8 protein-coding genes and 1 riboswitch are annotated in these 13,426 nt (G+C 35.7%); of the genes, 3 read left to right on the top strand and 5 right to left on the bottom strand.

The window, feature by feature from the left end:
• Nucleotides 1-343: 343 nt before the first annotated feature.
• Nucleotides 344-1,807 carry a fibronectin type III domain-containing protein gene (locus H592_RS0118695; protein ID WP_028870118.1) on the bottom strand — a complete coding sequence of 488 codons (1,464 nt, stop codon included), beginning with the start codon at nucleotides 1,805-1,807 and terminating at the stop codon, nucleotides 344-346.
• Between the two features lie 83 nt (nucleotides 1,808-1,890).
• A riboswitch (cyclic di-GMP riboswitch) is annotated at nucleotides 1,891-1,979 on the bottom strand.
• Between the two features lie 406 nt (nucleotides 1,980-2,385).
• The gene (locus H592_RS0118690) at nucleotides 2,386-3,255 is read right to left on the bottom strand and encodes an MYG1 family protein (RefSeq protein WP_028870117.1); all 870 of its coding nucleotides are present in this window, start codon (nucleotides 3,253-3,255) and stop codon (nucleotides 2,386-2,388) included.
• A gap of 391 nt (nucleotides 3,256-3,646) precedes the next feature.
• On the opposite strand from H592_RS0118690, the gene H592_RS0118685 reads away from it, so the two are divergent.
• Nucleotides 3,647-4,231 carry a hypothetical protein gene (locus tag H592_RS0118685; RefSeq protein WP_028870116.1) on the top strand — a complete coding sequence of 195 codons (585 nt, stop codon included), beginning with the start codon at nucleotides 3,647-3,649 and terminating at the stop codon, nucleotides 4,229-4,231.
• A gap of 320 nt (nucleotides 4,232-4,551) precedes the next feature.
• Here the strand turns inward: H592_RS0118685 and H592_RS0118680 are convergent, their stop codons facing one another.
• A complete protein-coding gene (locus H592_RS0118680) occupies nucleotides 4,552-5,019 on the bottom strand; it encodes a hypothetical protein (protein WP_028870115.1) in 468 nt (155 codons plus the stop codon).
• A gap of 546 nt (nucleotides 5,020-5,565) precedes the next feature.
• Here H592_RS0118680 and H592_RS0118675 point away from each other — a divergent pair.
• Nucleotides 5,566-6,354 (top strand): LEA/WHy family protein, encoded by a 789-nt coding sequence (locus tag H592_RS0118675; protein ID WP_028870114.1) that lies wholly within the window; start codon nucleotides 5,566-5,568, stop codon nucleotides 6,352-6,354.
• Nucleotides 6,355-6,493: 139 nt separating this feature from the next.
• On the opposite strand, the gene H592_RS0118670 is transcribed toward H592_RS0118675, so the two are convergent.
• Nucleotides 6,494-7,987 carry an MATE family efflux transporter gene (locus tag H592_RS0118670; protein WP_028870113.1) on the bottom strand — a complete coding sequence of 498 codons (1,494 nt, stop codon included), beginning with the start codon at nucleotides 7,985-7,987 and terminating at the stop codon, nucleotides 6,494-6,496.
• Between the two features lie 492 nt (nucleotides 7,988-8,479).
• Nucleotides 8,480-10,066 carry a polysaccharide lyase family 7 protein gene (locus H592_RS0118665; protein ID WP_028870112.1) on the bottom strand — a complete coding sequence of 529 codons (1,587 nt, stop codon included), beginning with the start codon at nucleotides 10,064-10,066 and terminating at the stop codon, nucleotides 8,480-8,482.
• 806 nt (nucleotides 10,067-10,872) lie between these two features.
• Between H592_RS0118665 and H592_RS0118660 the strand changes: the two genes are divergently transcribed.
• Nucleotides 10,873-12,924: a bifunctional 2',3'-cyclic-nucleotide 2'-phosphodiesterase/3'-nucleotidase gene (locus H592_RS0118660; protein WP_281170623.1), complete on the top strand. Its 2,052-nt coding sequence runs from the start codon at nucleotides 10,873-10,875 to the stop codon at nucleotides 12,922-12,924.
• Nucleotides 12,925-13,426 lie beyond the last annotated feature (502 nt).

The following is a 13,426-nucleotide window of genomic DNA, read 5'->3' as shown; positions in this document are numbered from 1 at the left end:
TGACACGTTACCCAATCTTGATGATGCTTTAGACAGTAGAATTAATGATAACTTTCAAACCTTCAATTTTGCATCTTGAGGTAGCTTGGGTATAGAACAATTAAATATCGATATGTTTAAATGTTTTTATCCCCAAAAACTGCTAATTTTTGTAGGGAGTATTGTGAAATTAGTTTTATAAAGTTAAAGATAAATCAACCAATCAATAGCAGGTATTGTTGGAAATAATTTAACATGGAAACACATAAAAGTATGCAATGGTGCTGTATCTCAATTACTTCTTAAAACAAAAAAACCGAAGCGATTAAGCTTCGGTTATTAATGTTCAATCTTTTAACTCTGATTAGTTCAATGTAACACCAGCAAAGTTAAAGGCACTGTAACCACCTATCGTACCTACTGGATGAATATCAATATCTAATTCACCTTCAAATTCAACGTCTACTTGCATATATTTCCAAGAATAACCTGAGCTTAACTCAATAATCTCGCTTACACCGTTAATCACAACTTCAACAGCAGCCGTTTCTCTTGTCCAAGCACCCGCTGAAAAGTATAGAGAAGCTACATTAACTTGAGACTCACCACTTTTAAGTTTAAGTGTCACACCATTCTCTTCTTTCCAGCTCATACCTTTATAGCCAATAAAACTATTACCATTCTGGTCGGTAAAGTTATAACGTTTCGCTACATCATAAGTTTTACCAGAAAATGAGATTGACTCAACTTGCGCATCTGTAAAGTCATGATTTCCAGACTGCATATCATGTTTCATAAACTCTGCATCTGCAACATCAACTGTATAGCCTGCTTTTGTATCAACAGATAGAAGCGCTGCATATTTTACAGCCTCTACAGCTTCAACTTCCACTTCAGCTGTTATTGCATTGTTTAATACAATACCAGCAAACATTACTGAACTATAACCACCTTGGTCGCTATCTGTAGTAATGGTAACGGGTGTAGATCCGTCATATGCAATAGATACAGAGAAGTACTGCCAAGCGAAGCCTTTTGGTATAGTAATCGTTTCTACTTCATTACCAACAGTGACAATCACACTTGACGTATCTCTGCTCCATACACCTGCTTGCATATACAAGGTCGCATTTTGTTCCTGGCCATTTCCTACTAAATCAAATGATAATTTATTACCGGTATTAAATTTCATTAACGCATAACCATTAGTCAATTCAGTTCCATTTTGTTGGAAACTAAAGTAGTTACGGTCATAATAACCAACTTTTCCTTCGCTAACTGAAAATTGACTATTTGCAATGCTATCGTCGCTAAATTCTTCGTTATAAGCGGCTTCACTTCTAAATGAGTACAACTCTTTTTCACCCACTTCAATGACACTTGGTTTGCTTGTAAACTCATGTGAGATAGCAATATCAGTCGCAGTGTAAATCATGCCTGCATCTGTTGGAGTTTCAGTTGGAGTTGAAGTATCTGCTGGAGTAGTTGGTTCTACTGGCGTTTCTGAACTTGCAACTTCATAAACTTCTAAACATGACTCATCAGAAGTACTTTGTCCTGCTTGGTTAAATGCAGCAATACGGTAACAGTATGTTTGATTAACAATAACGTTTGAATCTGTAAAATTGCTAGCGTTAGCTGGAAGAGTAGAAACAATCTCAAATAGATTGTTTTCTTGAAGTCTTTTTTCAATAATGAAGCCATCTTCATTAGTAGAGTTGTCGGTCCAATTTATTTTTAGGTTTTCAGCAGAAGCGATTGAGCTACCTGCTAAAAGTGAAAATAAAACAAGAGATGATTTTTTTACGCTAAAAAGGTGCTGATTCATTTTTGCCTCCACAAAAAGTGATCATTCAGCGTCCAGTGACATTGTATTATTTGTTTGAAAAGTGGAGGGATAATATTTACCGCCTCGGTAACCCCGCTACCATAGACAATTAATTGTCGACAGGCCGGTGGTTTTGCGTCCTAAAGTTTCCCTTAGTTTGCCTTTTTCTAGCTACAATATGTAAACATCTAAATGAGAAAAGTTTATAAGTATTCGGTAAATCTTTACCGCCCAGAAAATATAGAACATAAAAAAAATAATACCAAAGGAATAGGCAAATAATTTTAACTTTTATTTTATTTATCTTAAAATCAACATGTTAATATTTTATTTATTTTTAGATTAAAATTAACCAATCAAATATGCAGTAAAATAAATTAATACAGATCAATTTTCCGCCTTGGAGCAACAAATTCACCTTTCATGATGCGCATACATATTTCGCTCATTGAAGGAACGGCGATTAGAAAAAGCAGGTTGAGCAAAATAGTTAAACGTGGTGTTAAACGGTAGATATATTAAATAATCAGTTAACAAGCAAGTAAAACACTCTGCTTGTTAACTTTTAACTCAAAATATTATTCAGAAAGTGCCATTGATGCCATTTTCATGGTGCTTTCAAAAGACTCAGAACCAGCAATAAATAATCCGTTATGACAAAACATTGCGTCAGCAAGGCCTGTTTCCTTTTGTAGCGCTGCATCTGATAACCCAGCCCATGATTTAGGTAACGACTTCCTATCTTCAAAAGAACCAAGTTCAACTGGAACAGTTTGAATTCTCCAATGCCCTGACTGAGATGGGTAAACCATAAATAATGCTTCTTTAGACAAAGTCAGCACCGTTCTTTTCCATGGTGTATATTGTTGCAATACAATAAGGCGAGGATCTTCTGCTTCTGTAATCGCTTTCGCTACAATAGCTTTAGCACTTATTCCACCATTAGCAGAGGCAATAAAACGAGATAGGACGATGTGAGCAAACTCAACAGCTTGGTCAAAACAACTATCAAAATCACCGTCTTCTTGCCAGGTAGGGTTAAACATCGAAATCGTTTGACTTAGACTAATACCTTGAGCAATCCCCTCTACATGCCCACAATCTATTGCATCAATAGTAGAAACTAGACCTGCGTCTACTGAATTCGCAACATCTTGATCATTATTACAAATCGTTAGCCCATACTTTTTCCAAATTAAGCCAAATGATGAATAAGGAATACCATTTTCACGCTCACCGGCTCCACCACGTTGGTGATGATCAAAACGCCCCACTTCCGGATCATATTCACCACCCACATCAATGACTAAATCAGCCTCTTGAATAACATCTAAGTTACGTGTTCTTACCAGTTCAAAAGTTGGAAAGATATATTTAAGGGCAGCGATACTGAAAACATCGTCTGCATGAAAGTTACCATTGTGCGTTGCTATCGTTATTTTTTTCATAGAGGTTATTTCATTATTTGTTATGGAAGAAAAAGGATAAGAAAGCATCAAATAATAACGCTTTAAATTGTGATTTTTTTATTGTTAGTTATTCAAAAAATAAAGGCGAAATTCTACACTAAACTAGCGCATAAAAACAGGTTGAAATCTATATTAGTTACACTCAATTAACCCTCCGTAATGCTTCTACTATCTATTGGTTGATATCAGTCAACCCATAATTTAATTAAATTGTTATCAATTTTAATAAGTAAAATAGATGGCCAAAAATGGGCACTTACATTTGTCATACAAAAGATAGTAATAACGAGAAGTGAAGTCTATTTTTAGTCTGTTTATACTGGTTAAACCTAGGTAAGATAGGCATCTTAATTTGATCAAGGAGTTACAAATGAACATGTTGGATGAAGTGCTAAATATTTTGACCTATTATCATGGTGAAAATAATTTTAATATGAATCCTCTTGTGCCACAAGAAATCGAGCATTATGCACGTGCCGTATTAGATATTCCTGACCAAGAATATATATTAGCCGCAATGCGCACCTCATTTACTCAGTTTCATAGAGGTTTAATCATTGGTAAAGACGCAATATATTGGCGCAATGACCATAAAATACTCACCTCCGTTAATCAATTAAGTTGGAAAGAACTCAGTCAGCAACGAACTGAATTCCGTGCCCATAGGAGGACTGTGGCGTTTGGTAATGGTGCCGTGTTCGATAATATCGGTTCACTCAATAAAACGAGTACTATTATCAATATACTGGATTTATTAATTGATAAATATGATGCGCAAGATAATGACAGTGATGGGTTCGTCTTTGACGATGCCAGCTTAGCAAGATTGTTACAATCTATTCCTGATAATAAAGCCGCTATTAAAGCTGAAAGTGCAGAAAGTGCATCAAATGCTGAAACCGTTAGTTTTGCCTCCATCATATCAAGCATATTTAAAAAACTGCTAGGCCGCTAATACATAACTATAATAGCCTGCCTACTATGGCTATTATAGTTATAAACAGGTTTAGATTAGTACGCCTTAAACATCACTCCTTAATAGTTAATAGTTAATAGTTAATAGTTAATAGTTAATAGTTAATAGTTAATAGTTAATAGTTAATAGTTAATAGTTAATAGTTAATAGTCTGATAATAACGACAATGATTAAGCAATATTAACTTTAAATTAATTCATTGCTGATTCAACATTTGCTCACAAATTGGCTCTCTATCAACTACAAATGCGCGCCTGAATATTTACTATATTACAAAACAAATGTGTCATTACTTAACATTAAAAAAAGAAACCATGTGCGCCAGCTACACCACAAAAAACTGCAATTAAACTAATTGAAAGCAATATAGTATGCATCCATTGCAAATAGAAGAATGCTTTTTCAATATTCTTTTCAGCTTGTTGATGAAACCATCGATGCAAAATGAGTGGCTCCAAAAGAAATAAGACTAAGGTAAAAATAAACCAAACAAAAATCATAATATGAATCCACCAGTTCATTGTTGCCCATGCATTCATAACATCTAGCATATAAAAACCAGAAACACCTGTTATAACAGTTGTTAATTTAGCTTGAAAACCAAACTTTCCCTCAAGCATTTCAAATAGATGTAATTTATTATCAATAGACTTTGCACTACGAATGGAGGGAATCAAAACCGTAGTAACAAATGCAACACCACCAATCCACATCACAATTGCAACAATATGCAACGCTCTTGCAATGATAAAGCTATTGTACTCCATGACGACCTCCTGAAAGTTGTAAATTATAATCGTTTATATTTAGCCAACAGTAACAAAAATAGCTTTTTAATCAATCAACTAAGTAGCGCATCATTGATTAAAAACAAACTTTTCGTGAATACAGGAGTGATTCCAATGGGGTTTTATTTTTATACATGAATAAGCCCTGTTGACCTTCTGGCTTATTTGCAACAACCTATAGGTATTCCGGACAAAGCAGAACTTGACCAGAATAGTGTTTGTGTGATTTTGTAATTCACTTAAATAAACAAAATTTTGTATAAGTAATGAGGAAATTGCTGTTTTTTATAACGAGTTTACAACCAGGTTTGGGCGTTTTATCTGTTTAATTCATTTAGTGCTTTTTATCTTGTACTGATTTCAATTCCAAGAACTAAGTATTGATTCTGTTATAATAAACATAGAAAACTATAAATGAACCATAAATGACAAGTTGTAACTCATGAGTTGGGAGTTCAACACAGCACTATTCAATAACAAGTTGTAAACACTGCTTTACTATCACTTAAATTAACAGGAAAAATTATGATTAAAAATTTAATGGTTGTTGCCATGATAACCTTAGTATCTGGATGTTCAACATTAACAGAAGGTCTTTTTAAGCAGCCACAAGTGAGTTACAAATCAATTGTACTAGGTCAAGTATCAATGGATCGTATTGAACTGAACCCTACATTTAATATTACTAACGAGAATGGTTATCCTATTCCTGTCAATTCGATTAGCTATGAACTTTCGCTGAATAATGAAAAAATGTTGAATGGTGAAACTGATAAGATAGGAACTTTACCTGCAAATGGCAATCAAGATGTCAGCTTTTCGATTGCACTGACTCAGGAAACGCTAACATCCTTACAGCAGTTATTATTTAAGAATAGAAAATTAGATTACCAAGTAAAAGGGAATGTAAATACAATCGGTCTAGCGATACCATTTGAAAAATCTGCGACTTTATATATACCAGAAGTAACTATCGCAGATATGAAAGTAGTTAATGCTAGCTTTTCGCAACTAGACATCGTTTTAAGTGTTGATGTAGACAACCAAAATGATTTCAATTTACCACTTGACGACCTAACATATTCAGTGACCTCAAAGGGTAATGATTTGTTTAAGGGCGCACTGACAAGTCAAAAAATCAGTACTGGCAAAAGCAGCTTACAATTACCTCTAAGCATTAAACCGAGTGATATGTTTAGTAATGTATTTTCTATGCTAACGAATCCAAATTTACCGTTACACTTTGAAATTAGTTCACCGTTATTTACTAAATCTTATGATCAAACAATCAACCTTAGTAGCCTTTTAAAATAGTTTAAAAGCTTGGTGTCATTTTTGATGCCTGTACCACTACAACCAACTTATAAAGAAATTATTGACCATTAATATTCATCGTTGATCCTGGCGATGAATATTATTTTTAAAGCATCGTATTTTTACAAAACTAACATAATCAGGTTTTAGTTGTTTCTTTCCTCTCAATAACTTCGATATCCTTTAATTGCTGTTCAGTTAGGCACTCATCGGTATCGGAGCACAGGTAAATACGGCTAGAAGAAAATGGAGTTAAAGGTAGAACAGAATTAAGACTCACATCTTCCTCTTGCTCGCATTGCATTTTAGGATCATTACCTAATTTATTTAATATACGTAAAGACCAACACCATGCAATTAAACCGAACAATATAGACCCGACAGCTTGCCCTGCAACGACACCTAGTGCACCAAACCATTGTCCTCCAAAATAGACAAACGGAATTGTGCCTATTGTTGCCTTGCCTATATTCATCATTGTCGATGTAGTAGGGAAACCTAAATTATTAAATGTTGCATTAGCAATAAAGATTAGACCGTTAAAAACAAACACAATAGATAGCCATGTACAATAGAAACGAATCATCTCTTCGGCATCGCTCTGAGCGCCAAAGATAGAGATTATCTGATCCTGTATAAGGAAAAGAATCAAGGCGACAATAATTACGTATGCAGCAGTAAACTCGATAGCTCGTTTGCTAGTTAGTCGAACTCTATCATATAGCAAGGCTCCAAAATTTTGTCCAATAATCGGGCCAACAGCACCGGAGATGGCAAAGATCATTCCAAATGCTACCGGTAATAAACGCCCTATTACGGCCCACCCAGCAACAAACCCGTCTCCAAATCCAGCGATCATCATCGTGACATAAGCATTACCAATAGGCGTGGCGATATTGGTACTCATTGCCGGAATGGCAACATTAAAAATTTCTTTTTGATCCGCTAACCAATGCTTAACATTAAGTGTCCCCATTAGTTTATGTACTTTACTGACCCCATAAATAGCAACCAAAGCAACAGCAAAACGAGCAATAACTGAAGCAATAGCGGCACCGTGTAAGCCCAAACCAAAGGTAAATATAAACAACGGATCTAACAATGCATTAACACCTCCACCAGCTAACGTTGTATACATTGCAAGTTTAGCATCACCTACCGAACGTAAAGCAGCACCTGCATTCATTCCCAAACATAAAATAGGCAACGAGGGTAATAATATACGTAAATATTCAACTGCTAATTGATGTGTTTCGCCTTTAGCTCCAATTAAACTCACTAATTCAGGCGTGAAGTACCAAGTTACAGCAGCCACTATTGAACTGATGATGAACCCTGTGACAAGTATGTTAATGACTAATCGCTGTGCTTTCTCTCGATCCTGCTGCCCGATGGCTTTTGAAACCAAAGCTGTCATTGCAATTGATAAACCAATACTGATAGAAGTAGTGAAAAATGCAATCGTGCCAGCATAACCGACCGCTGCAGCTAATTCCGTTTCACCTAACAAACTGATAAAGAAAAGGTCTGCTAAATCAACCAAAAATAATGCAGTTAATCCAATGGCATTAGTGGATGACATAACAAGAATATGATTAAAAATATTACCTGTAACAAACTTACCTTTTACCATTTGCGCACGACCATTTCAGAATGAATTTAATAAATTAATTTAAAGAAATGCTATTACAGCACTTTTAATGCTCTATTTGAATCAATAGATACAATTAAACTGCTGAGCCTAGAGGACGAATACTGCTGTTTTCACAATACAACTAAATATGAGAGCAAAGGTAGGGGTAAAATCTGAAGCGATTTAAAATATAAACGGCCCTGCATTATTGCCCTTTTTGCAAAAATGCTAATGCACAAGCGATACATTTTAAGCGACAATAGTGATAAACCATTTATCACTATTGGTATTACTTCGTAATAGCAGTTTATTTGAAGAGCTAAACAATTAAAGCCTCTATGAGGGGTTAACGCTAGCATTTGAAATATCGCTACTGGTCCAAAGCAATTTAAAAGAGAAAGCCAGCAAAGATGCTGGCTTTCTATTCAATAGTAGGTAAACAATCAATAACTGATAGGCAATCAATAATTGATCGCTATCAACTATAGATGGTTATTTTTTGTATTGATCATGAGATGTTTTGATTTTGTAGAAAGTTGCTTGTACATAATCCTCTGGGTCACCGGTATTATTTTGATTATATGCGCCCACTTTGAAGTACATGTAACGACCACCTTGGTCATAACCACTTTTACTCATATCAACAACTTGAACGGCATCATCTTTTCCATCACGCTTAACCGTAACAGTCATTTTATTGCCTTCTACTTTAATTTGGTAAGAGAATACTTCGTCCAGCGCAATACCATCATCTACTTCACCGCTTAAGTCACCTACTAAACTAAAGTAGTTATCTGATCCTTCGAGTGTATTTTCATGTGCAAAGTAAACTGAACCAGTCTCTCTATTCGGTAATTTACGGTAGTAAAGGCGGATTGGCTCATCATCTTGATCATGGATTTGGCCTATAATGAAACGACCAACCTGACCTAATTCGCCTGTTGAAGTAGTATGATCAACTTTTAATGTCACATCCATAACGCCATCAACACCACCAGCAGCTTTTAAATCCGCTTCAGGAGCACTTCCGAATACCCAGTTATTTTTGTTAACACCTTTAGTAGAGATAGATTTATCTCCACGACGTAGCATTTCACGCATTTCAGTACGCGTATATTTAGTATTTTTAGAGGTGCGAGTACCTTTGACGAAAGTTTTAATGACTAAACCACCATCATCAGCGGTATAAAATAATTCTGGTTGTTCATAACCTTGGTTTAAATACCATTCATCAACATTATCTGGCTTACCATCTTTATCATGGTCAAAGGGTTGTGATAAGTACCATGTTGTTAAATCAAAGTTTTCACCAGGTTTGTTACCTGTTAATGGAACCGCTGGTATTGTTGGTGATTTTAATGGCACATCCCACCAGGTTTTTTTACTACAATCAGAAACAGCTGAATCACATTTTAGAGGAACGTGAGTTCCAAAGTCGCCTAATCGCAATGCTTTCATTTTTGCTTTTTCTTTTGCTTTTTTAGCTTTTGCTGCTTTATCTAAAATTTTATTTTCTGCTGCATTTGCTGCAATCACATCAGCAGTAATAAATTCATTTGGAAGACAAGTATTAACCGCACAATTAACTGCATAAAACTCAGTAACACTGTTCCACATGTTTTTAGAATTACCGTGACCTACGTATTTAATATAACGTGCTTTAACTGCAGTAAATGGAAAACGTTCAATGGACGTTACTTTACCTGATGACTTCATACCTTCAAGAACAGTTGTCCATGTTTTGCCATCTTCACTTACTAAGATATCGAAATTACTAGAACGTTGGTGCCCTTTAGAGAAAGCAATACGTACAGCATCAAACTCAGCAACTTGACCGTAGTCCAAAGTAGCGTAAGAGTTATCACCACTTGCGGACCAACGCGTTGAAATATCACCATCAATTAAACGATCTGGACCGTTCCCATCATGCACGCTTGATTCAGTTGTCACTACCGATAGTGGTGCCTGTGAACCAGCAAGGTTTATTGGCCCCATCGGTGCGTTATCGGTTGTCGCACAGCCAGATAACGCGATAGCAATAGAAGTACTTAGTACAAAACTCAATTTTCCGTTTTTCATTGTATCCCTTATTTTCTTACCATTTAATAATTAAATAATACTTTTAAACCTGGAGGTGAGAATACTCTGCCATGCTTAAAGTTAACCTGTCTATTGGATTTTATTTTTCAACTACTAGCGTACCGTAAGATTTTATACACAGCATTGATGTTTGTTATAAAGTCTTAACTAGATCTCAATTTAGACATTCAAAGGGTAAAGAAGTTAGATGCCCACCTCACAAAAACTCAACAAACAAAGTATTCTGCTTAATATAAAGGACAGTTTTTTTAAAATATTCACTTGAAAATAGATCATTGAAGTCAATAAAAATGCATTAATTATAATAAATTTATGACTTGAATATAGATAACATCTCACACTCAATAATGAGTAATATACAATATAAAAACCTGTAAATTGACTCTACAGCTGATACAACTGTTATCTAATAAAAATAAAAACCTACTCATTTGTATTACTAATCATCAGTTAAATTTAAAATTGATTTAACAACATTGGTTATACATTAACACCTACTCAAAACAACACGACTAAATGTATCTCCTAATTTATCTAGTCAACAGACGGCTAGCTGAAAAATATCTCCCACATATTTTGTTATTCATTATGATTAAAGAAATAGTAAAATTCATTATTATAAACTTCCTCACGTTTTATCTTTATATACTAGTTAACAATCACCAGTGACCTATAGCTGATCATCAATAACTGATTAAACAACAAAAATGTACCATTCTTCCACTTTCAGCGAACGAATAACCGTTTAGTAACAGGCCCTTATTTTCAATAAAAAGGAATATACTTTGAATAAAACATTTCTCGCCGTAATGATTTCATCAACACTCGCAATATCAGGGTGTCAGTCTTTAGATAGTACCTATTCAGCACAATTACGTGTACTGGAAACATCCGATATCCATGCCAATGTCATGGATTATGATTACTATCAAACCAAACAAGACATCACCATTGGTTTAGCTCGTACGGCAAGTCTGATCAAAGCCGCACGTGCAGAATCTGAAAACACCTTGCTGGTAGATAATGGAGACCTTTTACAAGGCAGCCCGATGGGAGATTATATTGCCAGTGAATTTAAAAAGGGTAATGAGTTCTCCACCCACCCGACTCACAAAGCAATGAATTTATTAAATTACGAGGTCGGTAATATTGGTAATCATGAGTTTAACTACGGTCTTAACTTTCTAAACAAAGCAATTAACAAAGCAAATTTCCCTTACATTAATGCTAACGTTTACTGTGAATCCGATTGTTGGGAGGGTAAAAAAACAGGTGAGAACCTTTTTACCCCTTTCATCATCAAAAAAACACCTATTATCGATAATCAAGGCATTCAAAGAACCATTAACATCGGTTATATCGGCTTTGTTCCTCCACAAATTTTGCAATGGGATAAACAAAATCTTGAAGGTAAAGTCACGGTTAAAGGGATCGTCGAATCGGCTCAAAAGTTCATTCCTGAAATGAAAGCACAAGGTGCAGATATTATTATCGCCATTCCTCACTCAGGTATAGGCTCCAGCGAAAATCCAAGTGATATTCATGCTGAAAATGCAACCTACGCATTAACCACCGTAAAGGGTATTGATGCGATTATGTTTGGGCATAGTCATTCTGTATTTCCAAGCCAACAATTTTCTAATTTACCTAACGTAGACATTGCCAAAGGCCTCATTAATGGCATACCTGCGGTAATGCCCGGTCGATGGGGTGATAACCTAGGCGTGATTGATTTCGAACTACAGTACAGTCATCAAACATGGTCAATTAAAAGTGCTAAATCAGAATCACGTCAAATCTATAAACGCAATGAAACAGGTACTAAATTAGCAGTTGTAGCTTCGGATAAAACTATCCATGATGCCGTTGCCGCTGAACATAAAGGTACTTTAGTCTTTGTTAATGCTCCGATTGGTAAAGCTACCAGTGATATGTATAGTTTCCTAACCTTAGTGCAAGACGATCCAACAGTACAAATTGTATCAAATGCGCAACTGCAATATGTTAAGGATCAAGTCGCTGCCTCAGATAACAGTTCGCTTAAAGGTTTACCTATATTATCTGCGGCTGCACCATTCAAAGCCGGTGGTCGTCACAGCGCGGCTTCAGATGGAGACGCTTATGTGCAAGTGCCAAAGGGAGCGCTGACCTATAAAAATGCGGCAGATTTATACTTGTACCCTAATACCGTGGTAGCACTTAAAGTTACAGGGGCTGAATTAAAAGACTGGCTAGAATGTAGCGCCAATCAATTTAATCAAATCGACAAGCACAGTAGTGCCCCGCAATATTTAATTAACTGGAAAGATCACCGCACCTATAATTTCGACGTAATCGATGGTGTCACCTATAAAATAGATGTCACCCAAGCCAGTAAATTTGACAGTAATTGTGCAGTGATTAACCCAACGGCAGAGCGAATAGTTGGGCTAACTTACACCGATCAGCAAGGCCAAAAGATCACAGGCGAGCAATTAGAACAACAACAGTTCATTGTCGCGACTAATAACTACAGAGCCTTTGGTGGGAAATTTGCTGGTACGGGTGCTAACTATGTTGTAATGGAACAGCCCGATACCAACCGCGATGTACTTGCCGCTTATATCACTTCCCAAACAAATACTCAGGGTGCGGTTGATCCATCAGCTGATAATAACTGGGATTTTGTTGATATTATAACGCCTACAAAACTTGATATTCGATTTGAAACTCAAGACAGTCCAATGGCTGATCACTTCATCAAAACCTATGCTCAACGTTCATTAAGTAAAAGAGCAAATCAAGACGAGCTAGGTTTTGCAATCTACAATATTCAACTGGGTAAAAAAGCGCAGTAAAGTATTAACTATAGCCATCACCGTTTAAGATACTAAATCATGCTCTAAATGATTGCTTTCTTTAGGTTGATAAGGCGTTAAATTAGTAACGGAAAGTCATTCCGTTACTAATTCTATTAACTATATGAATAGATTGTCATTAGGCCCCCTGTAAATAATTCTATGTAACTGCTTATATACAAATAACCTTCGCCTTTTTGTTCACTGTGTCCCACCTACCCTGTCAATATTAATAAATGTTCGATTACTTAAGTGTCTAAAAAATAGTAAAGCTCACATATTTACTTGTTCCTAAGCCTTCAATAAGTGACACAAACTACATTTTAAATTTACAGCACTATTTATCACCCCTTCTACACCTCCTCAATATTAGATGACAATGGAGGAGGTCTGCCAATTAAAATCCCAATAACATAATGCTTGATACAAGGAAGATGAAGTAATAGTGCTTATGACTAGAACCACTTCACTAAAGGAACTAAGTAGCGCTTTCTTTAGGATC

The sequence above is a fragment of the Psychromonas arctica DSM 14288 genome, assembly GCF_000482725.1.
Classification (GTDB): domain Bacteria; phylum Pseudomonadota; class Gammaproteobacteria; order Enterobacterales; family Psychromonadaceae; genus Psychromonas; species Psychromonas arctica.
The sequence above is the reverse complement of the archived record's forward strand: the minus strand, read 5'-3'. Positions and strand labels throughout refer to the sequence as shown.